This is a genomic window from Hydrococcus rivularis NIES-593, from assembly GCF_001904635.1.
Taxonomy (GTDB): Bacteria; Cyanobacteriota; Cyanobacteriia; order Cyanobacteriales; family Microcystaceae; genus Hydrococcus; species Hydrococcus rivularis.
Window position 1 is genome coordinate 18,303 of sequence record NZ_MRCB01000004.1, and the last position, 26,994, is coordinate 45,296.

Below are 26,994 nucleotides of genomic sequence, written 5' to 3' on the forward strand. Positions count from 1 at the left end.
GGGATTGGGAAGTCGGAATTCGGAACTAAATCTTTTCGAAGTCCCCCAGTCTCCCCCTCTCCTTCTCAATTATCGGGGCGACTCGGCAAATTGCATCGAGTACAGGCGGGCATAATAGCCATTTTGCGCTAGCAGTTGTTCGTGGTTGCCCAACTCGACGATGTGACCTTTATCTAGGACGGCAATTTGATAAGCTTTTTGAATAGTAGAAAGGCGGTGAGCGATCGCAAGAATCGTTCTATTTCGAGATAAGCGATCGATTGCTTGCTGTACCAATCGCTCAGAAGCCGTGTCGAGAGCGCTGGTGGCTTCATCTAAAATTAAAATATCGGGATTGCGGATCAAGGCACGAGCAATCGCCAAACGCTGCCTTTGCCCGCCAGAGAGCATCACGCCGCGATCGCCGATTTCGGTGTCGAAGCCGTTGGGAAGTTGCATGATGAATTCATAAGCGTTGGCCAGTTTAGCGGCATCAATCAAGCGTTCTTCGCTGACATCTTCGAGTCCATAAGTAATGTTGTAGCGAACGGAGTTATTAAATAAAAAGGTGTCTTGACTGACGATGCCCATTGCTTGTCTGAGACTTTTGAGGTCGTATTCTCTGAGGTCGATGCCGTCGATGGTAATGCGTCCTCCGCTTGGGTCGTAAAATCTTGGCAGTAGATCGGCTAGCGTTGATTTACCAGCGCCAGAAGAACCAACTAGCGCGATTGTTTTGCCTTTGGGAATCCACAAATTAATCTCGTTAAGTACCGTTGTGTCGGTGTCGGGATAGACGAAACTGACATTTTCAAAGCGAATGCCTTCCTCTAATTGTGAATAAATCTGAGGGCGATCGCAATCGATCATAAAGGGTTTGTTTTCCCTTTGCAGGAAATTAGTTGCTATCTTGACGCTAAAAGCTTTTTTTGCTAGTTCGTTACGAGCATGATTCAACTGACTTACAAAAGGAAGTAGCTTGTATAAAAGTAGAAGATAGGCTAATAAAACTGTTGTGACTGATGGTAAGTTGCCCGAAAATAGATAGCGTCCCGAAATAACGATAGTTAGCAGTACGATAATTCCTAAAACTTCATTAATCGGCTGAATGGCTTGGTCGTTAATTTGTAAGTAAAATTGAGATTTTTCTAAAGCTAAAACTAGCTGTTGAATTTTTTGATATTCTTTTTCTTCAGTTTTAGCAACTCTAATTAAACGATTTGCCGTAACGATCTCTAAAATTTTATTAGAGTACTGTTTGGAAACCTGAGAGAGTTCCTGTCCGAGTTTTTTAGAAATTCTTAAAAAATTTTGATTTAAAAAAAATATTCCTGCTATTAAAACAGTAGATATAACAGTTAGTTGCCAGGAAATTAAGATTAGAAGCCCAATATAAGTCAAGACAGTAACAGCAGTTCTTAAGATTAAAATCCCCGTCTGGATCGTTCCAGCCGTCTCATTAATATCATGAGATAAATAACTGATAATGTCGCCAGTTTTATTTTTGGCATAATAATCTAAATCTACCTCTAAAAGTAATTTAATTCCGTCTAGCTTCATGCTATTGACAAGGGAACGAGACAAGTGTCCGTTAACTAAAGAACTTATATAGTTAGTAGCATTCTTGAGAACGATCGCGATAAAAACGACCCCAAACATAATCAATGGTTTAATCTCGTCAGAGAAACCATCAAAGAAAGACATAAAATTTTTAAGAAATTCTGGAGCTTTGTCTAAATTCAGTAAATTTCCTGACAAACCTCCTAATAGTAAAGGAACAATTAAAGCCGTACTAATCCCATTAAAAAGTGCCGCTGAAAAACTCAGAATAAAAGTTAGAAAAATTAGGGAAGGATATTTGGCAGCGTACCTAAGAACGAGCTGTTCGGGGAACATAGATGTTACTTTTGCCATCTTGACAAAAATTGGGGGATTACATTGTTTACAATAAGCCTGAAGGCATCAATGGTTCAATTGTAGAACTACGCATTCTCTACATGTTCGCTCGGAACAATCCTGGTGTTATTACAGAAAATAACGAGGGAAAGCTTATCTTGTTCGCGGAAACGAGAAATATTGGAATAGCACTTGCCTAAAAGAAATATTTTGGAATTTCTCTCCTAGCTAGTAATTTCCGCCAGTGCGATCGCTCGACAATTGATCGGGAAAGTTATCGGACAAATGAAAAGAAGTCCCAGGTGCTGAAAAAAAGAAATAGAGAACGCCCAAACCTAGAAGAGTAACAGCCAAGCTGAAAAGGATTATTAATCGCTGAGTAGGTTGGTAGGTATTTTCTTCAATTGTCTTGAGGATAGCAAAATAGTGCTTAGTCGAAAGGAAAACTGTCAGTAAGCCTACTAGGGCAAAGATTAGCCCTAGTTTCCAGCCGCCTTGACCATGGAGTTCGGGAGGCAACAAATAGCGCAAGCGCATAATTAAGATGCCAAACCCCATTAAGGCGATTGCAGTTCGCATCCAGGCAAGATAGGTTCGTTCGTTCGCCAGATGGTCTCTAATCCGCGATAGATTTTTACTAATCTCTTTGTCCGCCAAAGTTCAAACAATGTTTAGCATTTTGGAAGGTTCAGCGAACAATTTTGCATTATGGAGTTTAATAAAAACTTGTTGACCCGATCGCAAGTTCAGTTGAGCAAACTGTTCTCGACTTAAATGAACGGCTACTGTCAGATCGTCTGGTAAAGCTAACTCTACCTGAATTTTCCAACCTAAATATATGACTCGTTTAACCTTTGCTTCAGTACTCTTGCCATCGGATTCGGTTTGAACTTCTAGATCGTGGGGACGTACGAAGACTTGCGATCCGATCTCGTAGTGCGGGTGGTGGCGGAATAAACGCGCGGTAGTCGGCAAGACATTGACCTCTCCCACAAAACTCATGACAAATGGCGTTGCAGGGCGATCGTAAATTTCGGCAGGGGTTCCCACCTGTTCGATGCGTCCGTGGTTCATGACGACGATTTCGTCTGCGACTTCCATGGCTTCTTCTCGATCGTGGGTGACAAAAATGCTGGTGACGCGAACGTCTTCGTGCAGTCGTCGCAACCAAGCACGGAGTTCTTTACGCACTTTCGCATCCAATGCCCCAAACGGTTCGTCTAGCAAGAGGACTTGCGGTTGTACGGCTAGCGCGCGGGCGAGGGCAACGCGCTGTCGCTGTCCGCCAGACAGTTGAGCGGGATAGCGATCGCCCAATCCTTGCAACTGAATTAATTCTAATAATTCTTCTACTTTTCGTTTCACCTGTTGGCGAGAATATTTGCGAATTTCTAATCCGAAAGCAATATTTTGGCGGACAGTAAGGTGTTTGAAAAGGGCATAATGCTGAAAAACAAAACCGATATTGCGCTTTCTAATGTCTAAATGAGTCGTGTCGCGACCATTAATAATAATCGAACCCGCATCAAGAGTTTCTAATCCCGCGATCGCTCTTAGTAATGTCGATTTTCCCGAACCAGAAGGACCCAACAAAGCGAGTAATTTTCCATCTTTTATTTCTAGACTTACCTCGTCTAAAGCTTGAAAATTACCAAATTTTTTAGAAACTTTTTTGACAAAAATACTCACGAAATACCTCCTTTATTTCTTGGGTTATAGGTTATTGCGATCGCAAATTCTTTAAGCTGTCCGTCTCTCTAATATCTCTTTGAGAACTAGGGTTACTGCTGCTAGCAAAGCAAGAATTGCTGCGGCACTAAAAGACGCTTCAGTTTGATAATTTTTGTATGCTTGCTCGACAAAAATTGGTAGAGTTGCCGTTCGCCCGATGACACTGCCAGAAACTACAGAAACTGCGCCAAATTCTCCCATTGCTCTTGCATTAGTTAATAGGACTCCATACAATAAACCCCAACGAATATTTGGAAGCGTTACTCGCCAGAAAATTTGCCAGTCGCGAGCGCCTAGAGTTCTCGCCGCTTCTTCCTGTTCGGAACCCATTTCTTCTAGCACTGGAATGACTTCTCTCGCCACAAAAGGAAGGGTAACAAATATAGTTGCTATGACCATTCCGAGCAGAGAAAAAATAATTTTAATTCCCGCATTTTCTAGCCAACTGCCAAACCATCCGTTACGTCCGTAGAGGAGAACTATCATTAGACCTGCCACGACGGGAGATATTGCAAAAGGAAGGTCGATTATACTGATTAATAAAGCACGACATAACTGTTGCGCCAGCATAATCGTACTGTTCTAATCTTTGAAAAACTAAAACAGGGGCTATTAAATCTTTAAAAGGGATGTTAGAAGAAACAATTACTACTGAACCGTATTCTCCAACTGCTCTAGAAAATCCTAGAGCAACTCCAGTTAAAATGGGCGGAATTAGAGGTGGTAAAATGACACGAGTAAAGGTTTGAAATTGCGAGGCACCTAATGCCCAAGCTGCTTCTTCTATTTCCTTTTCCATTGCTTGTAGGACGGGTTGTAAAGTTCGCACAACAAAGGGAAGAGAAATAAACAACATAGCAATAAATACGCCTAAGTGAGTGAAAGCAATTTTAATCCCAAGTGGGGCAAAAAGTTGACCTATCCAACCTTGTTCGCTGTAGACTGTTGCTAATACTAAACCTGCTACAGAAGTTGGCAAAGCAAAGGGTAAATCTATCGCTGCATCAATAAATTTTCTACCCGGAAATTTATAGCGCACCAATACCCAAGCCAGTAGCGTTCCCATGACTCCATTAATTGCCCCAGCAAACAAAGAAGTAATAAAGGTGACGTTATAAGCAGAAAGGGCAACCGGACTGGTAGCAATGCGCCAAAATTCAGCCGTTCCTAGTGTCAGCGATTTAGAGATTAAAGCAGCTATTGGTAACAGTAAAATTAGGATTAAATAAACTACTGTTACTAACCAAGGCAAGGAAACGGCTGCTAACCAGTTTTTCCTCTTTTTTTGTTCAAACGGACGCAGATAGTAGATTGATTCAGACATCTAATTTTTAATTTTAGATTTTGGATTAACTAGGAGTTAGCAGAAGAACTCATCAAAGATTGCTGATAACTAAAATTACCAGCCATCTCGTTCTAGTTCTGACTCTCTCCAAACCTCAACATTGAGTTCTGAAAGATAAATCAAGGCACTATCAATTTGCTCTGACTTTCCCTGGAGTTGTAGATCGAACCAGCCATCATCGCGGGCATTGACTCCTAATAAAGCTGCTAAAATATTTACTTCTAATTGGTGTTGAGAAATTAAATGAGAAATAATCGGTTCGTGATGGTAGTTTTTAGGAATTCTGATTCTGATTCGAGTCTGTGTAGGTCGATTTCTTTTGGTGCAATCGAGTGCTAATCCATAAGTATTTAATCTCTGAAAGTTATTCATCTTTATCTCCTAGAGTTTATTAAGACTTACCAATTTTGGTCATTATTTTGTCGAATTCTGAACCGTCATCAAAGAATTGACTTTCGCGGCAACGGATTTATGCACGATGGAATCGTTGGGGGCTTCTTTTTCCCATCCCGCTTGAATTAATCCTGCTTGCTCGATCTTTTTCGTGTCGAGGGCAAGGGCGAGGGCAACGACATCCGCTTCTAACCCATCAATAACGGCGCGGGTTTGTGAACCAGCCCCCGTAACTTTGGTCGAAGGTAACGGTTTGTCCGGTTTTTTCCTGCCATTGCTTGACGAACTGAGGCACGATCTTCTCGTAAGCGCTTTGAGTGACGGCGTAGGAGACTAGCGTTAGCTTGGTTTCTCGATCGGCATTGGCTTCATTGTTGCTGTTAGGAGAAGTGCAGGCAGCGATCGCGATACTGAGCACCATTCCCACCAACATTAAACCTATAAAACGCCAGAATCCACGAATCATTGTGTTACACCTCAAAGTTGCTTAAGCTTATTTCAAAATTTAATCCTATATGATTGGTAAATAAAATTCAATACATTTCAGATTTAATTCACTTTCAAAGCTAAGTAATGCCGATTTGTGCCATGCTGGGAAGAGGGCTATCGTCTAAACCTGGAGTATGGCAAAAACCGCCAAACAGCAACAAAAGAACAGTCTGCTCAAACAACTAATTGAGGGAAACTACTTATTTAGAGGACTAGACGAGACATGGTTGACCGATTATCTTCCGCTCGATCTCCTTAAAATAGAGAAGCTGTTTTCCAATCGTCCCGTTTATACGGCATTTCTTCCCAAACAGTATCTGGATGTACTGTATGTCATTCTGGACGAGGGTTTAGTTATTACCCGCAGTACTCCCCTCGATCGCATCATTGCTATCAACTATCCAGGAAGCTGTTTTGGCATGAGAAGCTTGCCATTTAGCTATGGGTTGGCAAGTAGGGCATTTCCTTGTCTGGTAGAAGCGTATAAAACCACCCACGCGCTCAAAATTCCTCTGGAAACCGTCCAGAAAATGTATGAAGATAGCGAAATTTTCCGCGATCGCTACAGAATGTTATTTGAGTTGGGTGAAAAATTCCAGTATCACTTGCTCAATTGCAGTACCTATCCGCCGCAAGCAGTAGCTTCATTGCTAAGGGCGCTAATTTATCAAGAACGCGAGTTAGGCAATCAACCAGATGCAAGCGGTGCCTATGTCTTCGATCTGCCTGTAGATGTCATTGCCCGCGCCTGTCAGCTTAACCAACGCACCGTCGAACAGGTACTCAAAGGAATGCAACAGGTAGGTTTGCTAGAATCGCCTAAAGCTAGCGATCCTTCTGGAGATATCGTGCGCGTCGTCTCTCCAGAAGGGTTAAAAGAAGTCTACAGTGCGACTAGAGATAAAGTTTCTTGGTGGCCTCTGAAGTGATAAGATTGACCGTTGCGCTGTTGCTACTGGCGTTATCGTTGGCAGTTGCTCTACCTGTCCAAGCAACTCCATTGTGTCGTAATTACGGCAATCGCGCCATTTGTATCCTGAGTATCAAGCGAAGTGCGAAATATCATTGGCAGTATCTAGCAACCGTCAGCGTCGATGGCATTGCCAGACCGATGGAAGTTTATAACTGTCGCGATCGCTTTAGAATTCAAAAAGATGGAACCGTTCTATCGTTTGAACCCCATGGTGCAGGCGAACTCATTTGCAATTTTTTTAAGCGATGAAGGTTTTATATGCCAGCCATTTGATGGAGAGGCGAATGTCTCCCATGGGAGACATTTTCTAGTACTTAATGAACTAAAAGAACAGGACTTATACCATTTTTCATTCGCCCTCACCCCTAACCCCTCTCCCAATTGGGGAGAGGGGAGAAGAATGTCGAACGCGAAAACCTGAAAATTGGTATTAGACTGACAAAATTGGTTAATAAAAACTGCCGATCGCCATTGAATAGAAACCAAGAACGAGATAATAGAAGAAAATATAGATTTTGGAAAGCAGGCATCGCGATCGCGCAGTGTTCGTCTGCCAAGGCCGCACTTGCCGCAAGTACGGTTCTAAGAGAGTTTTAGAAGCTTTTCAAGCCGATCCCATTTAATCTTTTCTTTGATATCGCATTCCCGGTAGTTGAGAAACTAGCCCCAACAATTCTAATTGCAACAAAATTCCCGAAATTTCTCCCGCTGGTAAACCCGTATTTTGCACGACGAGATCGAAAGAAGTTGGTTGAGTTGCGATCGCGCCCAAAACTGTTACATATTCTGGGGCTAAATCCAAAATGGGTGTAGTCTGTGCTGGCTCAAATAAAGATAGCTGTTTGCCCGCATCCAGCTTGGGAATCGCACCCAACATTTCTAACAACTCGTTTTCTTGAATAATCATTTCCGCCCCGCCATGAATTAACCGCAAACAGCCCCGCGCTTCTTCAACGTCGGGGGAATTGGGCAACGTATAGACATCGCGACAAAAATCGTTAGCATATTGCGCTGTAATTAGAGCGCCCGATTTTTCTGGGGCTTCCATCACTAAAATAGCACGCGACAATCCGGCAATAATGCGATTGCGAGCCGGAAAATTTCCTTTATTCGGCTTTGTTGCGGCTGGATATTCGCTCAAAAGCAATCCCTGCTGCTGGATCTCTTCGTAGAGTTGGCGATGATTGGGGGGGTAAATAATATCTAATCCCGTTCCTAATACGGCTAGAGTTCTCCCCCCTGCTTCCAGACAAGCGCGATGTGCCTCGCTGTCAATTCCCATTGCCATGCCCGAAACAACGGTAAAGCCGTGTTTAGCAAGGACTGTACCGATCTTACGAGTCCAACGGCGACCGTGTGCGGTGGGGAAACGAGTCCCGACGATGCCGATAAGCGGAGTAACGCCTTGATTTTCTAGAGAATCGGTTTGTCCTCGATAGTATAAAACTGGCGGCGGACTGGGAATCTCTAGCAGCAAGCGGGGATAGTCGCGATCGCTAGGAGTCCAGAAATGGGGATTGGTCTGAAGGTGTTTTTCTAAAAAAGCTTCGGGATCGAGGCGCGATCGCGTTTCAATAATAACATTCGCCAACCGCACTCCCAATCCCTCCACTTGTGCCAAGGCACGCTCCGATGCCGTCCACGCCTCTCCTAACGTCCCGAAATGTTGCTGCACTCGTTTGAGCAATATAGGCCCGATTCCGGGAATTTGCGACCAAGCTAACCAGTAGGCGCGTTCTTCAATCAATTGTTTCTCTCGTTCTTCTCGTTATTTAATAATGCTATTATTCCCCAATTCCAAAAAAAGGAAGCTAAAAACCCCCCGTTTTTGGGTTATACCAATTTTCAGGTTTTCGCGTTCGACATTCTTCTCCCCTCTCCCCAATAGGGAGAGGGGTTGGGGTGAGGGCGATTTGAGTTTTGTCAGTCAACTATATGAGAGACGGGCATTGGTCGATTGGGGGAAAGGGTAAAACACTCCTGTATTCTCTTCATTTGAAAATTGCTATAGATTCACCCTGCGATCGCCACAGCGCAGCCAAGCAGCACCATCGAATCAAATAAAGCTTCTAATTCATTTGGTAAACTTTTGTTACTTAGGTTCGATCGCAAGAAGATGATTTGTTCTATATTAAAACTGCATAGCTTAAAAAAAACAATAATCTTGGTTAGTTGTCCGATCTTTAAAAATTTAATTTAACCAATTAAATACTTGGCAACTTTAAAATTGTATAAGTTTTCACAATTATAATTAACATTTCGTCGATTAAAAATAACGCTTTAATTGATAAAAAACACAAAAAAGGCAAATGTTTAATTCCCGATAACCGATGCAGTGTCTGTCATTGTATGGCAAGACCCTGTTAGTTCTTCGTAGATTTTGGCGATCGCAAAAAAGAAACAAGAGATGGGGAATGGCCGAGCACGCTAATTCCTCTACATTACGGATGGCAAGAGGAGAGGTCGAAATCTCCGATTATTACTCAACAAAAGAGGAAGTATCCGAGCGATGAGGAACTTTAACAGGTTAGAACAAGAACTTCAAAAGGCGCAACAGCGGTTGCAAACGATGCAGCATCATGCCAACGACTTGCCAAATTCGCTCAAAGGCTGGCAAACCGAAGCGATCGCAGAATTCTCTTGTGCTGTAGAGAAGTTGGATGTCGCCTTAGAGGAACTGCGATCGCACAACGAAGAATTAAGCGCCGCTCGCCAAGCAGTAGAATTAGAGCGACAGCACTATCAAAAATTATTTGAGTTCGCTCCGGACGGATACTTAGTCACTGACGAGCGAGCGAATATTCAGAAGGCAAACTGTGTGGCAGCCAATTTGCTCAACATCCCTAAACAGGATCTGGTGGGCAAACCGCTAGACATTTTCATTGCCCCGGCAGACCGAGGTGCTTTTAGCAGCCAATGGATGCGAGTCGTGAAATTGTTGGCTAGGAGCTGTAGCAGCCAAGAATGCGCGTCACAACAATGCGATCGCTACGCCAGTAAGCTCCTGGTCAAGGACTGGGAAATTCTTCTCCAACCACGGGAGCGAGAACCGTTGCCAGTGGCGCTTTCTCTGTCTGCTACCTGTAACCGCCAAGGTAAAATCATTAGCCTGTGTTGGTTACTCAGGGATCTGAGCGATCGCCAGCGTGCCGAACAGAAAATTCGCGAACAAGCGGCTCTGTTAGATATTACCACGGACGCGATTTTCGTTCGCGATCTCAGCGATCGCATTAGATTTTGGAATAAAGGAGCCGAGCACCTTTACGGTTGGAGTGCGCAAGAAGTACTGGGAAGAAATGTTTGTGAGCTTTTAAATCGAAAACCATTGCCTAAATTAGCCCAAATCCAGCAGGAAGTTTTGGAGAAAGGCAGATGGCAGGGAGAACTGCCTCAAGTTACTAAAAATGGCGAGGAGATTGTTGTTGAAAGCCGCTGGAATCTAGTGCGCGACGAGCAACAAAACCCCAAATCGATCCTTGTCGTCAATACAGACATTACTTCGACTAAACAATTGCAAGAACAATTGCTACGCACCCAGCGCCTGGAGAGCCTTGGCACTCTCGCTAGCGGGATTTCTCACGACTTGAACAATATCTTGACACCAATTCTGGGAATTGCTCAGCTTCTCCCGCTCAAATTCCCCGAAGCGGACTCGAACGCGCAGCAGATGTTTAAGGTTCTCGAAATCAATGCCAAACGCGGCGCGGCATTGCTCAAGCAAATCCTGGCTTTCTCGCGCGGAATCGAAGGGGAGCGGGCACTTTTATCTGTCCATTCCTTAATTTGTGACATCGAGCAAATCATTGGAGAAACCTTTCCTAAGTCGATCGCTATCCATCTAAATATCCCGCGCGATTTATGGTCAATCCGTGGCGATCTTACGCAGTTAGAGCAAGTTTTGATGAATCTGTGTCTGAATGCGCGGGATGCCATGCCAAACGGAGGCACTCTGGCCATTACTGCCGAGAATCTCGAGATCGACGAAAATTATGCCAGCAGGGAACCCGAAGCCAAGGTTGGTTCTTACGTTGCGATCGCAGTCTCGGATACTGGCATTGGTATGTCTGCGGAAACATTGGAACGGATTTTCGAGCCATTTTTTACTACCAAAGCAGCAGATAAGGGCACGGGACTTGGTCTTGCAACCACAATGGGGATTATCAAAAGCCACGGCGGTTTTATTAAGGTTTCTAGCGAAGTTGGCAAGGGAACGCAGTTCGTGGTATTCCTGCCAGCAGAAGAGACAAGGGTAGTCATATCGGAGGACAAGCCAGAACTACCGAAAGGAGACGAAACGACGATCTTGATCGTGGACGACGAACCCGTGATTTGCCATATGATAGAAGCATTACTGAGAACTTATGGCTATCGAGTGCTAACTGCCACTGATGGAGTTGAGGCGATCGCCATGTACGCTCAATATCAGCACGAAATCGGTGCCGTCTTGATGGATATGGTCATGCCTTCTATGGACGGTCCGACAACCATCCTCGCCTTGCAAAAAATGAACCCGCAAGTCAAGATTATTGTTACTAGCGGACTGGTTTCTAGCGATCGCGCTACTGAAGCTTTGGGGACAAGCGTCAAGGCATATTTGGGAAAACCTTATACCTCAGAAGAATTATTGACAACCTTGAACGAGGTTCTTGATTCTAACAGCGATACCAAGCCCAGAAATCAATTGCTATGCTCATAGCCAGGAACTTAAGTTCCTGGCGGACTTCATTCCTCTAATCCCGGTCGCGGGATTGGCAGGATTTTTCTCTTATTAAGCTGGCGCAACCAGAATCCGCCAGTCACGGCAACGACTAAAGCTATCCATCCCGTCAAAGACTGAAGCAGTAAAAACCCTCCGATCGCAAACATCGATCCAAACAAAAGTAAAGTAGCTGCAACAATTCGTAAAAACTCTTGAGCTAAATTTTGCGATGGTTCGACACCCGTTCGTTTTTGTTGCAATCGCCAGCCAATGCCTCCAGGTCGCACGCGCCGATAAAATTCATCTAGGGTTTCATCGGATTCTGGCGGGGTTAAAAACATGACTGCAATCCAAACGATAGCAGTGACAGAAGAAATTACCAGCAACCGAATGCCAAAATCAGAGAAAATTTCGTTAAAACCAGGAAAAACGCTAGTAGTCAAGCCAATAACAAACCCCGTTACCATCGCTGCCAATTCTGCCGCCGCATTTACCCGCCACCAAAACCAACGCAGAATTAACACCAATCCCGGACCAGTACCAATGGCAATCACCAACCGAAAGACCGTTGCCACATCTGTCGCAAAAAAGGCTGCCACCGCCCCAAAAACGGTCACTATCACTGAGGCAATCTGCCCGACGAACACCAATTCCCTTTGACTAGCTTGGGGACGGAGAAAGCGCAAATAGAGGTCGTTGGTTAAATAGGATGCTCCCCAGTTGATGGAAGTGGAAACGGTACTCATAAAAGCTGCCAGCAGCGAAGCGACCACCAATCCCAACATCGCTGGGGGTAAGAAGTCCAGCATCAGCTTGGGATAGCCCAATTCTGGATCTTCTAAATTGGGATACACTGCGATCGCGACCAATGCCGTCAAAATCCAGGGCCAAGTGCGGATAATATAGTTGAGGATATTAAAACACCAAGCAGATTTTTCTGCTTCTGCTTCATCTCTTGCCGCCGCCAAACGCTGGATAAACTCTCCGCCGCCATCGCTGCGGCGAAACGACCACCACTGCACCAATAAATAGGCAGAAAAAGTGGTTGCCGTAATCCCCGCCGCATCACTCCAAGTCAGCCCTAAAAAACCATCCCCGCGCGTTAGCGGAACGAAGGATAATACATCGAACTCCCTTGCCTGTTGTACTTGGGGAAGAAGTTCGCGAATCCCTCCTACATCGTTGACGGCTATAATTGAAACCGCGATCGCGCCGAATATGGCAAGGAAAAATTGAAAAAAGTCGGTGGTGACGACTCCCCACAAACCTGCAAAGCTGCAATAAATTAGCACGAAAAGGCTAACCCCCACCACACTCCAGAGTTTGAGGTTTTCGCCCGGATCGAATCCCAGACTCTGCCATAATTCCAATGCATCGACGGCTTTTACCATCGCTAGCATGGCATAGCCGATCCCGATACAATTAATCGGGACGGCAAAGAGAAAGGCTTTTGTCGCCCTTAAGATGGCTGCCATCTTGCCCCCGTAGCGGATTTCTATCAGTTGGGCATCGGTGACAATTTCGGATCGCCGCCAGAGTCGAGAAAAGATGTAAATTAGAACGATATGAGAAATCCCGAAACTCCACCATTCCCAATTACCTGCAATTCCTCGCGTGGCAACGATCCCGCAGATATAGAGAGGAGTATCGATAGAAAACGTCGTCGCTGCCATACTCGTCCCTGCCAACCACCAAGGCAGCGATCGCCCGGATACAAAAAAATCTTCTAAACTTTTAGAAGCTTTGCGAGATAAATACAATCCTACTCCCATCGTTACGACGAGATACAGCAAGATAATTAGCCAGTCGATCGATTGCATAGTTTTTTATTTTTATTTGTTATTTAGGTCTTGGTTAGCGATCGTTGGCAGATAGCCATTTATTTTATGGAGTCAATCCAAAATCTGAAATCCCATAATCTGCTTTTACTGCTGTTGTGGACTCTCATCGGTTGTCTGCTGCGATTTGCTCAATTAACTGGCAAACCTCCGTGGACGGATGAATTTGCGACGTTAGTTTTTAGTCTGGGGAACGACTTTAACTGTGTACCGCTCGATCGGATTATTTCCATTGCAACTCTGCTACAACCCCTACAACCTAACCCAGACGCAACTATATCGGATGTAGTTTCTCTTTTGCTCGATGAAGATAACCACCCTCCACTTTACTTCGTTCTGGCTCATTTATGGATGAAATTATTTCCTCTGGGAGGGGACTATGTCAATTTATGGGCGGCGCGATCGCTTCCTGCTATATTCGGCGTAATCTCTATTCCAGCTACCTATTGGCTGGCAAGCGTGGCTTTTAATTCTCGATTAGTCGCACATTTATCGGCAGCACTAATGGCTGTTTCTCCCTATGGAGTTTTTATTGCCCAAGAAGCCCGCCATTATACATTGGCTATTTTATTTGTTATTGCTTCTTTGGGATGTTTTATCGGTGCAGTAAAACATTTATGGTATCGAACTAAATTGCCAATTGAGTTGGTTTTTCTATGGATAATTATTAATAGCTTAGGTCTGTCAGTTCACTACTTTTTCGGTCTAACTTTATTAGCAGAAGCCCTCGCTTTAATTATCTTATTCGTCTCTCCCTCTTCCCGTCCTCACCGTCTCCTTCTCTCAAAAAAATTGTGGCGTATAGGCATCGTTGCTGCTGGCGCGATCGCTACTGGTTTGACTTGGATATTGATCCTTCCAAAAGACTATGGCAATGGCATGATTGACTGGATTAAATACGAAAAAACTAACCCTTTAGCATTAGTTAGTCCAGTTTTTCAGCTATTAGCAGCCTGGATTACTTTTATCTCTCTTTTGCCTGTGGAATCTTCTTCTTTGGCTATTGTCATTTTTTCGGGTTTTACCATGCTGATCTTTTTCGCGTGGTTGTTTCCAAAAATAAAATTAGGATTTCAGAAGCTTTGGAAAATTCCTAATACCTATTTATCTACAAAAATCTTGACTAATTTGATTATTATTATTCTTTTTTTGTTTTTTATTCTAACTTATTTTTGGGGAATCGATATTACTCGCGGAGCTAGATATAGTTTTACTTACTTCCCGGCTATCATCATTTTAATAGGAGCTATATTATCTACATTTTGGTACGAGCGAAGTCATGACTCAAGTATTCTATTTAAACCGCATCACAATTATCCTAAAAAAGGATTTAAGATGTTTTTAATAGTTTTTTTAATGGGCTTATTGAGTGCTATTACAGTTACCTCTAATTTAGGGTATCAAAAATATTATCGCCCCGATCTTTTAGTGCCGATTATTCAACAAAAATCGGCTTCTGTCCCCATTCTCATCGCTACAACTCATGAAAGTTTAGTCCAAACGGGAGAAATGCTAGGGATAGCTTGGGAATTGAAACAAAATGCTCTGCGATCGCAAGTTTCATTTCTGCTTGCCCATCAAGAACGAAAGAATTCTCCAGAACCCATGATTAATCTTCAAAAAAACTTGTCTCAACTCTCAAAACCTTTGGACTTATGGACAGTAAATTTTCATGCCAATATTAAATTAAATAATTGCCAAACTGACTCTCAATTCTTTCCATATATTAATGGATATAGTTATCAGCTTTATCATTGTTTTTAATTCTAGCGATCGCTATTGATAAATTTAGCAATAGCATCGATAATTCTTTGTTTGTTTTCTCGATCTCCAATATAAAAATAAGCAGTTAGAGGAACGCGATCGCCATAGAATAAGAAGTCAAGGGAATCTCGCCATTAATCGTCAGTAAAATTACTCTGTAGGTATAATCATCATCGCTTCTGCTTTGCTCAACTCTTGCTCCTTGTAATGTATTAAGCGGAATCTTCTTTTCTGTTGAGTCGAGTAAACCTGTCTCGATCGAATTACAAGTTCCTTGAGTCGGTTCGATTAGCTGGCGCTGACAAGTCAAAGTCGTTGATTTACAGAAAAGAACGCTCCCCAGAAGTCCCGCCAAGACAAAAATACCGCCAAGCATCCACAGGAGTACAGGGCGATGTTGGATAATAAGTTTAGTAGAAGTTTGTTTCACTATTTTCATAAATAGTGACTCGATCTCGTAATAGACTCTTTCTTAGGGTTCCCAGAAAAGCCTGACGAAGATAAGCTGTTAGAATTAATTCATAAATTTTCTAGCTCAAAAATCCGCTCGCAATAACCTAAAGAATTTAAAGAGAAAGCACATGACAATTTGGGTCAACGAACAAATCGATCCCTGCGGTATTATTCATTCCTGTCTTGCCTGTTGCGACGAACAAGCGGCCAAAGAATGTCACCAAACTTGGCAAGACAACTTAACCGAAGAACAAAAACAAGAAGGATGGGAGGCGATACTGAGAACGGTTGACTCCTGGGATGAAGTTCCCGTCAACGCCTTAAAGCTTAGTTATTGAAACTTCCCCGAATAGCTTTTTATCTTTGCGCCTCTATGACTCGGTGCAAAATAAAATAATTATTGAGATATGCATAATTTGACAGCAATAGACCAAGCTATAGTAACCGGTATCAGTACTGGCTTTGTTAGCGGTTATGAATCCTCCAAACGAAAAGACAGAGGCAATAAATCTTCGATCCCAAAAGATCGATCGCACCCACAAATAATAATCTCAGCCGTCGCCGCTAGTTCTGCGATCCATTGCCTACAAGCACCGCAGGGTGTCATCGCTTCAATCTCTTGGGGATTGGGAGCATCAATACAGGCGATCGCGATCGCCTGAAATTTTCTTTCTCCTCTCGCGATCGCACTCGCAAAAGCAGAACGTTCCGCACATAAAGTCAACCCATAGCTGGCATTTTCCACATTCGTGCCGACATAAATCCCTCTGTGTCCCAAAATCGCCGCACCAACCCGAAATTTAGAATAAGGCGCATAGGCTAACCGAGCAACTTCTCGCGCTGCTTGGCAAAGCTTTTCTCGCTCTTGTGAAGATAATTGACTCACCTATAAAAGAAACTTAAAATTTAATCTCAAAAATCTTGTCTTTTAAATATCGAAATAATAACGAATTGCACCCGATTTAGGGTCGTTATCAATGTATGCTATTCCTTTGCGCTGGGCTTTCTTTAGCAATTCTTCATATTTTTCTAGCTTGCTCGAACTATATCGATACTAGCCTACAATTTAGCAACAAGACGGCACTAAGCCAGTATCGGCGACGCGATCGCTTTTTTCGGATTGAGATTTTGCAATAATGCTTCTTATTTTTCTAAAATCTAGGTCGCTTACTCTTCGCTAACGGATTCATCTAAATGTTCGGCGACGGAACGATAGAGATCGAGTACGTGATGGTCTGAAAGCTGGTAGAATACTTTGCGTCCCGCCTTATGATAGCGCACCAATCGCATTGTACGCAGCGTTCGCAATTGATGAGAAACGGCAGACTCGCTCATGTCCAAAGTGGCTGCTAAATCGCAAACGCAAAGTTCCTGTTTTGCCAATAGAGAAAGAATGCGCAAGCGGTTAGGATCTCCCAATAGGCTAAAAAATTCCGCCATCCTTTGTGCTTTTTCTGTATCCAGAATCGTCTCTTTGAGATGAGTGACGTTATCGGTTTCTATAGGATGGGGTGGGTTACAAGTAGGAGTTGCACGAGGGGCTTGAGCAGAAAGTTGAGCCGACATTGAATTGTTATTTATAACTTTTATCTAGCCTAGCGAATTTGTATCGCAACGTTGGTAAAAGACTCTATGAAAGGAATCGGGCTTGAGAAAATCTTTTAATAGCTAATCGAATTGGTATTGAGTCCCGATTCCCTATCGGATCTTTAGCCGCAAGTACAGCCTGTATGACCGCAGCCTTTTTCGTTTACATGACCGTCAGCACACGCTTCGCAGCAGTAGTACTTTCCATTTTTTTGTAAGGCGTTCTCCAGCGAAACAATGCACAGGCAGGATTCGCAGGCACATTTCATAGAAGTGACCGTTGTCATGGTTTTTTCCTTATTGCTAGCCGTTATACTCAAAGTATAACATCTGAACATATGTTCAGATATAAAAAAATAATTTCAGTAAAGACTTGCAATAAACTATTAATTTTGCTATCTTGGATAAGCACTAAAAAAGTTGCCGGGATAGCTCAGTTGGTAGAGCAGAGGACTGAAAATCCTCGTGTCGGCGGTTCGATTCCGCCTCCTGGCATTTAGAAAAATCAAACCAAACACTGCGAGAACTGATTTGTAGGTAGCTTAAGTGCCAAATTTTTTAGCAGCTAGCGCGATCGCAACGGGAAATATTTTATGTTCTTGGACTTGTATTCGCTCGTGTAGGGTTTGGGGGGTATCCTCTGGTAGGATGGGAACTGCCGCTTGCATCAAAATCGGACCGCTGTCTACGTCTAGAGTTGCGATGTGAACCGTACACCCCGTAATTTTTACCCCAGCCTCCAATGCTTGTTCCACTGCACGAACGCCTTTAAAACTGGGCAACAGACTGGGATGGATATTAATGACTCGATTGGCAAAAGCTTCTAGAAGGACTGGCGTGACAATTCGCATCCAACCCGCCATAATAACCCATTCTACTTGGCATTGCTGGAGAACTTCTACAATTGCCCGATCTAAGTCTTCCCGACGCTTGAAGGCGCGATGGTCGAGTAAGACTGCCGGAATGCCCCATTTTTCTGCCCTTTCCTTGACTTTAGCTTCGGGATTGTTATAAATCAAGACTTGAATTTGGGCATTTAATTCCTTATCCCGAATAGCTTGAGCCAAAACTTCAAAATTCGTGCCGCTTCCAGAAGCCATTACCCCCAGTTTCAAGGGACGATCTAAATGAAGTTCCTGAGGCGGTAATGTGGGCGAAACTAACGCTGGGGTAGAAGAATTTTGCTTTTTATCGAGTTGAACGGTCATAAGCTAGTCAACATCAATTGAGAAGGCAGATGTGAAGATATTTTATGGAAGGTCTCTACATTCTCTACATATATTAGGGGGTATTTGCAGGCGCTGCGGTAGAAAATCCGCGACGATGATTTTTTTTCTCGCCTACTCGTACTTGAAAAGTCACTCGATCCATCATCTCGCCGCTTTTAACGTCTAAAGTCCAATTCCCCGGACGCAGTTGCCAGAATAAAGAACTAGATGAATTTGTAGCTATCTTCTCGCCATTTAACCGCCACTCTACAGGTTGATTTCCGACTCCCCCTAATTTGAACTCCAATCTCTGCCTTTGAGGGTCGGCAGGATTGATGAGAAAATAATCTCCAGTATTGGGCGATAAAATCTTGAGCGCACTCGGCATTAGATTGGATGACTGTGGTTGCTTTGCCAGCCATTCGTCATACTCTCTTGGTAAATTTAGGCGATATTGTCCTTTCTGGGCAGATACGGCTTGATAAAAAGTATCGGGATGACTTTCATACTCGCTGAGGTCTTCTGGATCAAAATATTCTTGCACTACCGAAGGACAAGCGGCAGTTGGCTTTAAACCAGAAAGAGCGCAAATCGGTCGCTTGACCATTCCTGGCGGAGAGGGAAAAGGTGCGGGTTCGCGCTTTTCGTGCAAGTGCAACATAATTCGATTCCATAGCGGTGCAGCACCCGTCACGCCTGAAACTTGTTTCATCGGTTCGCCGTCGAAATTGCCAACCCAAGTGGCAACCGTATAGTCGGTGGTAAATCCAACCGTCCAGGTATCCCGAAAATTAGAAGAGGTTCCAGTCTTGACGGCAGCGGGAAAGGGTAAATTCAGTACCGATTCTACCCCGAAAGACTTGGCACGCGCATAGCGATCGCTCAACATATCAGTAACCAGCGACCAACTTGAAGGGGAGATAATAGAACTGATAACTGGTAACTGTACGGGCGGGTTTAGAGTTATCGCTATCGAATCAGATTGGTTGCCTTGACCATACCCGTCCTTACTAATTACTGATAACTGATAATAGGCGCGGGCTAGTTCCCAGAGACTAACTTCGCCGCTACCAAGGGTTAACCCCAATCCATAGTATTCCGGGTCTTGTTTGAGATGTTCAAAACCGAGTTGGTGCAACCTCTCTAGAAATGCAGCCACGCCAACTTTTTCTAAGACTCTGACGGCAGGGACGTTGAGAGAATTGGCTAGGGCAATGCGAATGCGAACGGGACCTTGAAAGGTTTCGCTATAATCGCTAGGACTATAGAGTTTTGCCTCAGGAATGGCATAATGAGTCGGTACGTCGGCTAAAATGGTGTTGGGACGAATGAGGTGCTTTTCTAGGGCAAGTTGATAGAGAAAAGGTTTTAAGGTCGATCCGGGTTGGCGGAGAGATTGTACGCCATCGTTGCGCCCTAATTGTGTCTGAGCAAAGTAATCTGTCGAACCGACATAGGCTAAAATTTCTCCCGTGCGGTTGTCAATGACGATCGCAGCCGCTTGATGGACGTTATGAGGCGCGAGACTGCGAACGATGTCTTTGACTTGAGCTTCGACAAATTGTTGTAGGGGGCGATCGATTGTCGTTTGGATCGGTGAGGGATGTTTTTGTGGAAGTTGGCTAGCTACCCAGAATAAAAAATGAGGGGCAGCGATAATTCCTTGCTGGCGGGGTTGAAGGGCGATGACTTCTTCGTAGGCGCGATCGCGTTGGCTGCGATTAATATATCCTTCCTCAACCATGCGATCGAGAACGTATCGCTGTCTCTTCTTTAAAGGTTCCCAGTAATCGTAGGGATTGAGATAGTTAGGATTGTTGGGAATTGCCGCCAGCAGGCTAGCTTGGGAAAGATTTAAGTCAGCAGCAGGAATGCCGAAATAAACGCGGGAGGCTGCTTCTACGCCATAGATATTCCCTCCCATCGGCAAGCGATTGATATATGCCTCCAGGATGTCATCTTTATTCGTGCCCGCCGCTATGCGCCAAGAAAGCCAAATTTCCTTAATTTTTGCCGAAAAAGTGCGCGGGGCGGGTTCAAGCATTCGCGCCAGTTGCATGGTGATGGTAGATGCCCCGCTGACAATTCGTTTGGCTTGAATCGCTTGCAGCAGGGAACGAGCGATCGCCCGCATATCTAAGGCACCGTGTTGATAAAATCGCCCGTCTTCGGCGGCGAGGATGGCATGAATAAACTGAGGCGAAATCTGTTGGAGAGGAACGACAGCCGTATGATTTTGGTCGCGACTTAAAATAGTTCCCAATGGAAGTCCGCGACGATCGCTAAATTCGATCGCGACTCCTTCTCGAACCAGATCGTTCGCTCGAATCGGCGCTAAATAAGGCAGCGATCGCACTATCAGAACAGCCAGTAGCAAAGCTAGAACGGCTCTTGTTTTGCCTAAAATTTTTTTCAGAGCCACTCCATTCAACGATTTTCCTTAAAAATTAGCCCCTCAATTCTAAATTCTAATACATTGAAAATGAGGTCTGTCTGGTAGAAATTACGCGATCGCGATAAACCCATCACAGCTATTCATGCAACAACTCATAGTCGGTGGTTTTTATTGGGAAGAGTCAGATGGTTGCGCTTCCTCTGTTGGGGTTAACCTCTGAAAAGGTGACTGGGGTTTCTCTGGTTGTGGTTCCTCTGCGGGAATGGGTTGTTGAGTTTCGGGATTTGGCGGTTGTTGGGGTGATTGTGGTTGTTCTGCTGGAGTTGGTTGCTGTTGCCCTGCTGGAGGTGTTGCCGATCGAGGCTGTGCGATTGGCTGCTCGAATCCGAGCAAAAATTTGCTATCCGGGTAGTAAGTCGCCCAACGCTGGATTTCTGGAGACATCCTCCAACCACTGCGACTAACTTTTAAGGATAAGATTGGCACGATCGCGCCTTGATTTTCTCCATTAATCGCCACTCTCAGCTCGGCAATGGAAGCATCTTGCTTAAAGCGACTTTGAATCGTTTTCGCTGCCATGGCTTCCGCACGCCGCAAAAAGTTTTCATAGGTCTCTTCCTTCTCGCGCGCGATCGATATATTAATGTTGGCTGTCTGGGCAGCAACGGCTTGAGAGGAAATCGTTTCTGGCGTTAGCAAACTTACTCCCGTACAGCTAACCAGAATAAACAAGCTAATAGGAATCGTTGGTTTTTGAGTAATGCTTCTAATCATAAGTATTTCTTTTAATTGAGGCACTGGTTAACCTTGAGGCTATGCAGTTATCTTAGACTCTAACAGCCATCTAAATGTGCCTCGTCTAAAGTTGAATCTATCAAATTTGTTTTTTGTCAATAGCTTGTCAAAAATATTTATCTTGATTTAGATTGCTTTACAAAAAAAAGTGCTTTAGGAGCGAGTAAAGTTTTCGCCCTTGAGACTTTAGGAGATTAAAAAACAATGAATTAACTAGGGTTTTAGAAATTATAAAAATTTTAAAGTCAGAAATTAGCTAATTATATCCTTACATTGAAAATAGCAAAATCTCTAAAAAAACGCAAATTCGTCGATCGATTAAACCAATTTCAAAATATAAAGTTAAGTTAAGACAAACGATTGATTAAATATTTAAAATCTAATAAAGATTAATCCAATTTTTTTTGATAAAAAAGCGATCGCGTCGCTTCTGCATAAAGTTCTGTCTGTCAGTTCGCTAATTTTAAGTGCTATCGGCGAGTTGTTGCGAAAGCGGGCGAAATTTTAGCGTAATCTGCATTCTAAAAAGACAAGAACTTCCTCGGTTGTCATATTCATCTGAGGAACGCCACCAACAACTAATAGCCACCTTTCCCCTGCTTGTGCTTGGGACAGTTGCCATCGCTCGGTTCTCTTTTTAGGGTAAATCAACCAGTTGCCCAAACCATCCCGTTGGCAGAGAAAGCCCCAAGCTTGTGCTTGATGTAAAATTCGCTCGCTCATAAATTAATCTGACTTTCCCTTTTTGCCAAACTCATGAAAGTAGAAGGAAATGGGTTAAGGTAGTGTTAATCGTTCTAAAAGCATTTCAATTTTATTTGATGAAAGCGACTCTTAAGAATCCATCGACAGATATTGTTTTGGGATTTCACGCCTTGTCCGACCCAATCCGGTTTCAGGTGTTGGAACTGTTGCGATCGCAAGAACTATGCGTGTGCGAGTTGTGCGAACATTTAGGAATTCCTCAGTCTAAGATCTCGTTTCACCTCAAAACCCTCAAAGAAGCGGGATTGGTGCGTTCTCGTCAGGAAGGACGATGGATTTACTACAGCTTGAACCTAGCCCAGTTTATCGCCTTAGAAGAGTATCTCGCTTCCTATCGCCGTTTTAGTACCATCTTACCCGCTCGGAATTGCTCGGAGCCGACCTAATTTACCAATATTTTTCAAAATTTTCCCCAAAATCTCGCCAACCTACTTGCTTGACATATCAATTTTTTTTGAAATAACCTAGTCTCTAGGCAATATTTTAATTCCAAGAGAGATCCTGATGAGTTTAAAAAAACCTCGCGCCAACACATTAGCCGTTCGAGCTGGGAGTAATTTAAGTTTTTTTGAAAGATACCTGACCTTGTGGGTATTTTTATGTATCTTAGCTGGCATCGCGCTAGGTCGGATGTTGCCCGGTGTAGCTGTCGCACTCGATGCCATGAGCATCTATCAAGTGTCGATTCCGATCGCGATTTGCCTCTTTTTCATGATGTATCCCATCATGGTGAAGATTGACTTCACTCAGGCAGCAAATGCGATACGCGCTCCCAAACCCGTGATTCTAACCCTGGTAGTGAATTGGTTAATCAAACCATTCACGATGGTAATATTCGCTCAGTTTTTCTTAGGATGGCTGTTTCGTCCTCTGATTGAAGGGACAGAGTTAATTCGCGGCAGTGAAGTTGCCCTAGCAAACTCTTACATTGCAGGCACGATTTTATTAGGAATTGCCCCTTGCACGGCGATGGTACTGATGTGGGGATATCTTTCCTATGGCAACCAAGGACATACGTTAGTCATGGTGGCGGTAAACTCTCTGACTATGCTGTTTCTGTATGCTCCCTTAGGAAGGTGGTTACTAGCAGCTAACGATCTGACTGTGCCTTGGGAAACAATTGTCCTGTCGGTACTCATTTATGTGGGATTGCCGTTAGTAGCAGGAATGTATAGCCGCTATTGGATTCTCAAACATAAAGGGCGGCAGTGGTTTGAGCGCGAGTTTCTTAAATATCTTAGTCCGATTGCCATAACTGCTCTGTTGATTACCTTAGTGCTGCTATTTGCTTTCAAAGGAGAACTGATTGTCAATAATCCCCCGCATATTCTGTTAATCGCCGTGCCGCTGTTTATCCAAACTAATTTCATTTTCCTGATTGGTTATGTAGCGGCTCTGAAGCTAAAGATATCCTATGAAGATGCCGCACCCGCGGCCTTGATTGGCGCGAGCAATCATTTCGAGGTAGCGATCGCGACGGCGGTAATGTTGTTTGGCTTAAACTCTGGTGCTGCCTTGGCTACAGTAGTCGGCGTGTTAATTGAAGTACCAGTGATGTTGATGTTGGTAGAGTTGTGCAAGCGGACAGCAGCATGGTTTCCCAGAGAACCAGAAAAAGCGACTCTGCGCGATCCTCGCTGCATCAGCGCCTTTAAATAATTACGTATAAAAACTTACCCAATCGGAGGTTAAACGATGAAAAAAGTGATGTTTGTGTGCAAGAAAAACTCTGCTCGTTCCCAAATGGCAGAAGGATTCGCAAAAACATTGGGGGCAGGAAAAATAGAAGTCACCAGTTCGGGACTAGAGGCGAGTCAGGTGCGTCCGGAAGCGATCGCGACCATGAAAGATGTTGGGATCGATATTAGCGACCAAATCTCGAAACCCCTCAGCGATTTTAGTCCAGAAGATTTCGACGCAGTAATTTCTCTGTGCGGTTGTGGCGTGAATTTGCCGCCGGAGTGGATGACGCAAGAAGTGTTCGAGGACTGGCAACTCGACGATCCCGCAGAACAACCGGAGATCTTTCCCAGAGTACGAGATGAGATTAAAGAACGGGTGACGCGACTGATTGAATCCCTTGAAGCTGCATCGGTGGGACAAAGCGGATAGCAACAATGGATCGGCAAGCAATTGAACCGATTAGAGAAAACTTGTGGTGGGTAATTGAAGGTAAACTAGCTGGCGTTCGTAAGCCAACAGCAGAGGAAATATCCGAACTACACGAGGCGGGGATTGGGGCTATCGTTTCTGTGATGGACGACCCTTCTAATTTGGATTTGTATCAGCAAGCGGCTATGCCTCACCTGTGGTTGCCAACCAAAGGAGGCACGGCACCCACTACCGAACAGGTTCAGCAGTTAAAGCATTTTGTTGAAACGCAAAATCAGTTAGGTCATGCCGTTGCGGTGCATTGTACCAGTGGCAGACGGCGGACGGGAACGATGCTGGCTTCTTACCTGATTTTATCGGGTTACTCTTATGATAAAGCAATGCAGACAATTTTAGATGCCAATCCTGATGTTGAACTGCGATCTGCACAGATCGCGTTTCTCAAGGAGTTAGCAGGAGAATAGCTACTTCTGTGGCTTACAAGAATCTGCATAAAGAACGCAGGGCAACCCCACATGAGCGACACTTAGTGTCGGAGAAGGCGGAGGAAACAGCGCTACTACGTGAGGAACGGGGCGGGGGGTGTATCCTACTAACGATTCTCCTTTATAGGCGAGGGAAGTACTTGCGCCCGAATCGAGCATCACTGCATCTCGCAAACCCAACTGATGTAAAATTTTTCCTAACGATATAGAATCAACAGGAGTTTCGGATACGCCGATCGCGGGTTGTCCGGCTTGGTTAATCCCCCAGAACGCACGATGGCGCGATGCATCGAAGTCAAATAAGCTACCAAAGGCTTCGGCAGGTTGAGGTTTGTTGTCTTTCACCAGCCATGCTGCCCCAACAAAAGCATCTGTCACTCCCTCTGCATCCGAGGCTTCTGAGAGGATACCAGAAAGGGTATTGTGTTTATCGGGATCGAAAGGAATAAACTTAACCCACTCAGAATTAATCAACACTAGCGGTCTTCCTCTGAGCTTGAGATTTTCTCCCGGATTGCCAGGAATAAAGCCTCGATTTTGACTCAATACCGGACCAATCATCACGTTGGAGTCGAGGTATTTAAGAGAGAAAAAGCCGCCATCGACGGCTGCTACTGCCCCAGTTCCCCGCTTAATTTCTGGGACTTGATAGCGACTGTCTGCATGAATTGTATTCGGTTTGCCGCCAGTAATAAGAATTAAAGAAGTTCCGTCAACGGTATATTCTTCTCTATGGATGGGAGTATTAAAGTTAAATCCGCCATCATTTCTCGGCAGCGGATGACCTCCCCAAGCTTGCAACGCGATCTCCTCTAAGCGAGACTGTCCGAAGCGTCCAATTGCCAATAAATCTGGCGATTCTCCGGCAAAATGTTCGTTAAGATCGTCCATCGAGAAAGCCGCCCGATAGCCTGCGACTGTCACCCAATGTTTGACTCGTTCATCGTACTTGCCCACGGGATAAGTAAAGTAGCGAATGGGAATCCCTAATTTCTTCTCTAGGATACGTTTCGATTCTATTGTCTCTTCCTGCAAGCGATCGTCGGACAACTCGCGCAAATCGTCGGGATGAGTAGTGCCGTGGGAGGCAATTGTCACTAGGGGATCTACCGCCATTTCCTGAAGTTGTTGCCAGGTTACGCCAGATCGTCCCGTTCTGCTGCCGATTTTGTCGATGTAAATGGAAAATACAGCCGGATAACCGTATTTTTTTAAGAGGGTATAGACATATTTATAGTGACTGCCATAGCCGTCATCAAAGGTTAGTAAAACTGGCTTTTCTGGAAGAGGAATTCCGGTTCGCAAATGGGCAATTAGCCAATCCATACTAATTGGCGTTATCCCCTGCGACTTAATGACTTTAAAATCTGCCTCTAGTTCTTGGGGTGTGACATCAAAAAAGACTTCTTTTTTCGGCAAAATATCGTGATACATCATCACCGGAACCTTAGCCAATTTTGCCTGTTGATGAATTTGCGGCCAAGGTGCTAGTTTGGGTAGATGAGATACTGAATTTTGCCAATTATTTAAGAAAATATTAGTGTTTTTATCGGCTATAGTTTTGCTAGCTTTGTGATGGTTAGAATCGGATGAATTTTTACAAGTTTGAGCAAGACGCTCGGAGAAATTGCGATCGCCAGAAGTTAAAGATGATGTTAAATCTTGTTTAACAAATGACGTAAAAGGCAAAGTTTCTAATTGGTTTAGCGGAGTTGCTGCTGGTTGAAACAAACAGGGTGGTTTGAGATAACTAGAAGTCAGAGGAAATAGCGAATCAAAAGGGGAAATCGATGATTCTTGCCTAATTTCTGAAGTTACAGCTTTACTCAAAGCAAAAATACAAGAAGCGATCGCTAAAATACCGCTAGAAATTGCAAAATATTTATGATAAGATAATCTGTTAAGTAAAGAGCGCATATGTTTTTCTCAATTGCCTCAAAATAGAAAAACACAGGCATACTTTACTGTTTTAGTCTTAAGAAATCACTGTCAAAAAATTATCAATTCTTTAAGAAATTTAAAAGGTTAAAAGTAAGCTATTTCATTCTAGTACCATTCTCAACAACTGCTGTTGTCATTAATTTCCT

Annotated in this window: 25 protein-coding genes, 1 tRNA gene and 2 pseudogenes; 10 read left to right on the top strand and 18 right to left on the bottom strand. The window is 44.0% G+C overall.

Going from position 1 to position 26,994, the window contains the following annotated elements:
• Window positions 1–69: 69 nt before the first annotated feature.
• From NIES593_RS05055 to NIES593_RS05085, 7 genes and pseudogenes are all read right to left on the bottom strand, one after another.
• Complete coding sequence (locus NIES593_RS05055; RefSeq protein ID WP_073598547.1) at window positions 70–1,893, bottom strand: ABC transporter ATP-binding protein; 1,824 nt, start codon at window positions 1,891–1,893, stop codon at window positions 70–72.
• Between the two features lie 210 nt (window positions 1,894–2,103).
• Window positions 2,104–2,532, bottom strand: coding sequence for a YidH family protein (locus NIES593_RS05060; protein WP_073598548.1), 429 nt, complete (start codon window positions 2,530–2,532; stop codon window positions 2,104–2,106).
• A 3-nt stretch (window positions 2,533–2,535) separates the two neighbouring features.
• Entirely contained in the window at window positions 2,536–3,564 is a 1,029-nt protein-coding gene (locus NIES593_RS05065; protein WP_073598549.1) for a sulfate/molybdate ABC transporter ATP-binding protein, read from the bottom strand.
• 51 nt (window positions 3,565–3,615) lie between these two features.
• Window positions 3,616–4,155: pseudogene (locus NIES593_RS05070) on the bottom strand (sulfate ABC transporter permease); the annotation flags it as partial.
• Entirely contained in the window at window positions 4,067–4,930 is an 864-nt protein-coding gene (cysT, locus tag NIES593_RS05075; protein ID WP_083602336.1) for a sulfate ABC transporter permease subunit CysT, read from the bottom strand. The pseudogene NIES593_RS05070 and the gene cysT, both read right to left, overlap by 89 nt.
• A 75-nt stretch (window positions 4,931–5,005) precedes the next feature.
• Window positions 5,006–5,323 carry an NIL domain-containing protein gene (locus NIES593_RS05080; protein ID WP_073598550.1) on the bottom strand — a complete coding sequence of 106 codons (318 nt, stop codon included), beginning with the start codon at window positions 5,321–5,323 and terminating at the stop codon, window positions 5,006–5,008.
• A 78-nt stretch (window positions 5,324–5,401) separates the two neighbouring features.
• A pseudogene (locus tag NIES593_RS05085) lies at window positions 5,402–5,777 on the bottom strand (substrate-binding domain-containing protein); the annotation flags it as partial.
• A 190-nt stretch (window positions 5,778–5,967) separates the two neighbouring features.
• On the opposite strand from NIES593_RS05085, the gene NIES593_RS05090 reads away from it, so the two are divergent.
• The gene (locus NIES593_RS05090) at window positions 5,968–6,762 is read left to right on the top strand and encodes a cyclic nucleotide-binding domain-containing protein (RefSeq protein ID WP_073598551.1); all 795 of its coding nucleotides are present in this window, start codon (window positions 5,968–5,970) and stop codon (window positions 6,760–6,762) included.
• Window positions 6,762–7,055 carry a hypothetical protein gene (locus NIES593_RS05095; protein WP_342747327.1) on the top strand — a complete coding sequence of 98 codons (294 nt, stop codon included), beginning with the start codon at window positions 6,762–6,764 and terminating at the stop codon, window positions 7,053–7,055. The genes NIES593_RS05090 and NIES593_RS05095 overlap by 1 nt, the downstream gene beginning before the upstream one ends.
• Before the next feature lie 370 nt (window positions 7,056–7,425).
• On the opposite strand, the gene dprA is transcribed toward NIES593_RS05095, so the two are convergent.
• Window positions 7,426–8,553, bottom strand: coding sequence for a DNA-processing protein DprA (gene dprA / locus NIES593_RS05100; RefSeq protein ID WP_073598553.1), 1,128 nt, complete (start codon window positions 8,551–8,553; stop codon window positions 7,426–7,428).
• Window positions 8,554–9,315: 762 nt separating this feature from the next.
• Here dprA and NIES593_RS05105 point away from each other — a divergent pair.
• Window positions 9,316–11,502, top strand: coding sequence for a PAS domain-containing hybrid sensor histidine kinase/response regulator (locus tag NIES593_RS05105; protein ID WP_073598554.1), 2,187 nt, complete (start codon window positions 9,316–9,318; stop codon window positions 11,500–11,502).
• Window positions 11,503–11,528: 26 nt separating this feature from the next.
• On the opposite strand, the gene NIES593_RS05110 is transcribed toward NIES593_RS05105, so the two are convergent.
• Entirely contained in the window at window positions 11,529–13,325 is a 1,797-nt protein-coding gene (locus NIES593_RS05110; protein WP_073598555.1) for a sodium:solute symporter family protein, read from the bottom strand.
• 66 nt (window positions 13,326–13,391) lie between these two features.
• On the opposite strand from NIES593_RS05110, the gene NIES593_RS05115 reads away from it, so the two are divergent.
• Window positions 13,392–15,107 carry a glycosyltransferase family 39 protein gene (locus NIES593_RS05115; protein WP_073598556.1) on the top strand — a complete coding sequence of 572 codons (1,716 nt, stop codon included), beginning with the start codon at window positions 13,392–13,394 and terminating at the stop codon, window positions 15,105–15,107.
• Window positions 15,108–15,192: 85 nt separating this feature from the next.
• Here NIES593_RS05115 and NIES593_RS05120 read toward each other — a convergent pair whose 3' ends face one another.
• The gene (locus NIES593_RS05120) at window positions 15,193–15,546 is read right to left on the bottom strand and encodes a hypothetical protein (RefSeq protein ID WP_073598557.1); all 354 of its coding nucleotides are present in this window, start codon (window positions 15,544–15,546) and stop codon (window positions 15,193–15,195) included.
• A gap of 142 nt (window positions 15,547–15,688) precedes the next feature.
• Here NIES593_RS05120 and NIES593_RS05125 point away from each other — a divergent pair, with 142 nt between their 5' ends.
• A complete protein-coding gene (locus NIES593_RS05125; protein ID WP_073598558.1) occupies window positions 15,689–15,898 on the top strand; it encodes a glycogen debranching protein in 210 nt (69 codons plus the stop codon).
• Window positions 15,899–16,032: 134 nt separating this feature from the next.
• Here NIES593_RS05125 and NIES593_RS05130 read toward each other — a convergent pair whose 3' ends face one another.
• From NIES593_RS05130 to NIES593_RS05140, 3 genes are all read right to left on the bottom strand, one after another.
• On the bottom strand, window positions 16,033–16,446 hold the full coding sequence (locus tag NIES593_RS05130; RefSeq protein ID WP_073598559.1) for a cytidine deaminase: 414 nt from the start codon (window positions 16,444–16,446) through the stop codon (window positions 16,033–16,035).
• Window positions 16,447–16,727: 281 nt separating this feature from the next.
• Window positions 16,728–17,126: an ArsR/SmtB family transcription factor gene (locus NIES593_RS05135; RefSeq protein ID WP_073598560.1), complete on the bottom strand. Its 399-nt coding sequence runs from the start codon at window positions 17,124–17,126 to the stop codon at window positions 16,728–16,730.
• Window positions 17,127–17,269: 143 nt separating this feature from the next.
• Complete coding sequence (locus NIES593_RS05140; RefSeq protein WP_071880655.1) at window positions 17,270–17,434, bottom strand: metallothionein; 165 nt, start codon at window positions 17,432–17,434, stop codon at window positions 17,270–17,272.
• 135 nt (window positions 17,435–17,569) lie between these two features.
• Here NIES593_RS05140 and NIES593_RS05145 point away from each other — a divergent pair.
• Window positions 17,570–17,642: transfer RNA gene (locus tag NIES593_RS05145), tRNA-Phe, on the top strand.
• Window positions 17,643–17,689: 47 nt separating this feature from the next.
• On the opposite strand, the gene purN is transcribed toward NIES593_RS05145, so the two are convergent.
• The 4 genes from purN to NIES593_RS05165 all read right to left on the bottom strand — a co-directional run bounded on the left by purN (window position 17,690) and on the right by NIES593_RS05165 (window position 22,268).
• Window positions 17,690–18,355 carry a phosphoribosylglycinamide formyltransferase gene (gene purN / locus NIES593_RS05150; RefSeq protein ID WP_073598561.1) on the bottom strand — a complete coding sequence of 222 codons (666 nt, stop codon included), beginning with the start codon at window positions 18,353–18,355 and terminating at the stop codon, window positions 17,690–17,692.
• 73 nt (window positions 18,356–18,428) lie between these two features.
• On the bottom strand, window positions 18,429–20,777 hold the full coding sequence (pbpC, locus tag NIES593_RS05155; protein WP_073598562.1) for a penicillin-binding protein 1C: 2,349 nt from the start codon (window positions 20,775–20,777) through the stop codon (window positions 18,429–18,431).
• Between the two features lie 141 nt (window positions 20,778–20,918).
• The gene (locus NIES593_RS05160; protein WP_073598563.1) at window positions 20,919–21,524 is read right to left on the bottom strand and encodes a hypothetical protein; all 606 of its coding nucleotides are present in this window, start codon (window positions 21,522–21,524) and stop codon (window positions 20,919–20,921) included.
• A 525-nt stretch (window positions 21,525–22,049) separates the two neighbouring features.
• Entirely contained in the window at window positions 22,050–22,268 is a 219-nt protein-coding gene (locus NIES593_RS05165; RefSeq protein ID WP_073598564.1) for a hypothetical protein, read from the bottom strand.
• A gap of 98 nt (window positions 22,269–22,366) precedes the next feature.
• Between NIES593_RS05165 and NIES593_RS05170 the strand changes: the two genes are divergently transcribed.
• From NIES593_RS05170 to NIES593_RS05185, 4 genes are all read left to right on the top strand, one after another.
• Entirely contained in the window at window positions 22,367–22,696 is a 330-nt protein-coding gene (locus tag NIES593_RS05170) for an ArsR/SmtB family transcription factor (protein WP_073598698.1), read from the top strand.
• Window positions 22,697–22,814: 118 nt separating this feature from the next.
• Window positions 22,815–23,969: an ACR3 family arsenite efflux transporter gene (arsB, locus tag NIES593_RS05175; RefSeq protein ID WP_073598565.1), complete on the top strand. Its 1,155-nt coding sequence runs from the start codon at window positions 22,815–22,817 to the stop codon at window positions 23,967–23,969.
• Window positions 23,970–24,005: 36 nt separating this feature from the next.
• Window positions 24,006–24,422: an arsenate reductase, glutathione/glutaredoxin type gene (gene arsC, locus NIES593_RS05180; protein WP_073598566.1), complete on the top strand. Its 417-nt coding sequence runs from the start codon at window positions 24,006–24,008 to the stop codon at window positions 24,420–24,422.
• 5 nt (window positions 24,423–24,427) lie between these two features.
• Window positions 24,428–24,886 carry a phosphatase domain-containing putative toxin gene (locus NIES593_RS05185; protein WP_073598567.1) on the top strand — a complete coding sequence of 153 codons (459 nt, stop codon included), beginning with the start codon at window positions 24,428–24,430 and terminating at the stop codon, window positions 24,884–24,886.
• On the opposite strand, the gene NIES593_RS05190 is transcribed toward NIES593_RS05185, so the two are convergent.
• Window positions 24,887–26,824 carry a polysaccharide deacetylase family protein gene (locus tag NIES593_RS05190; protein ID WP_073598568.1) on the bottom strand — a complete coding sequence of 646 codons (1,938 nt, stop codon included), beginning with the start codon at window positions 26,822–26,824 and terminating at the stop codon, window positions 24,887–24,889. It abuts the gene before it with no gap.
• Between the last annotated feature and the right edge of the window lie 170 nt (window positions 26,825–26,994).

Coding starts and splice junctions, on each gene's coding strand:
- NIES593_RS05135 (WP_073598560.1), bottom strand. CDS start 17,126: ATGTCGGCTCAACTTTCTGCTCAAGCCCCTCGTGCAACTCCTACTTGT.
- NIES593_RS05185 (WP_073598567.1), top strand. CDS start 24,428: ATGGATCGGCAAGCAATTGAACCGATTAGAGAAAACTTGTGGTGGGTA.
- NIES593_RS05125 (WP_073598558.1), top strand. CDS start 15,689: ATGACAATTTGGGTCAACGAACAAATCGATCCCTGCGGTATTATTCAT.
- NIES593_RS05110 (WP_073598555.1), bottom strand. CDS start 13,325: ATGCAATCGATCGACTGGCTAATTATCTTGCTGTATCTCGTCGTAACG.
- NIES593_RS05080 (WP_073598550.1), bottom strand. CDS start 5,323: ATGAATAACTTTCAGAGATTAAATACTTATGGATTAGCACTCGATTGC.
- NIES593_RS05160 (WP_073598563.1), bottom strand. CDS start 21,524: ATGATTAGAAGCATTACTCAAAAACCAACGATTCCTATTAGCTTGTTT.
- NIES593_RS05140 (WP_071880655.1), bottom strand. CDS start 17,434: ATGACAACGGTCACTTCTATGAAATGTGCCTGCGAATCCTGCCTGTGC.
- NIES593_RS05115 (WP_073598556.1), top strand. CDS start 13,392: ATGGAGTCAATCCAAAATCTGAAATCCCATAATCTGCTTTTACTGCTG.
- cysT (WP_083602336.1), bottom strand. CDS start 4,930: ATGTCTGAATCAATCTACTATCTGCGTCCGTTTGAACAAAAAAAGAGG.
- NIES593_RS05105 (WP_073598554.1), top strand. CDS start 9,316: ATGAGGAACTTTAACAGGTTAGAACAAGAACTTCAAAAGGCGCAACAG.
- NIES593_RS05165 (WP_073598564.1), bottom strand. CDS start 22,268: ATGAGCGAGCGAATTTTACATCAAGCACAAGCTTGGGGCTTTCTCTGC.
- purN (WP_073598561.1), bottom strand. CDS start 18,355: ATGACCGTTCAACTCGATAAAAAGCAAAATTCTTCTACCCCAGCGTTA.
- arsC (WP_073598566.1), top strand. CDS start 24,006: ATGAAAAAAGTGATGTTTGTGTGCAAGAAAAACTCTGCTCGTTCCCAA.
- NIES593_RS05120 (WP_073598557.1), bottom strand. CDS start 15,546: ATGAAAATAGTGAAACAAACTTCTACTAAACTTATTATCCAACATCGC.
- arsB (WP_073598565.1), top strand. CDS start 22,815: ATGAGTTTAAAAAAACCTCGCGCCAACACATTAGCCGTTCGAGCTGGG.
- NIES593_RS05090 (WP_073598551.1), top strand. CDS start 5,968: ATGGCAAAAACCGCCAAACAGCAACAAAAGAACAGTCTGCTCAAACAA.
- NIES593_RS05170 (WP_073598698.1), top strand. CDS start 22,367: ATGAAAGCGACTCTTAAGAATCCATCGACAGATATTGTTTTGGGATTT.
- NIES593_RS05190 (WP_073598568.1), bottom strand. CDS start 26,824: ATGCGCTCTTTACTTAACAGATTATCTTATCATAAATATTTTGCAATT.
- NIES593_RS05055 (WP_073598547.1), bottom strand. CDS start 1,893: ATGGCAAAAGTAACATCTATGTTCCCCGAACAGCTCGTTCTTAGGTAC.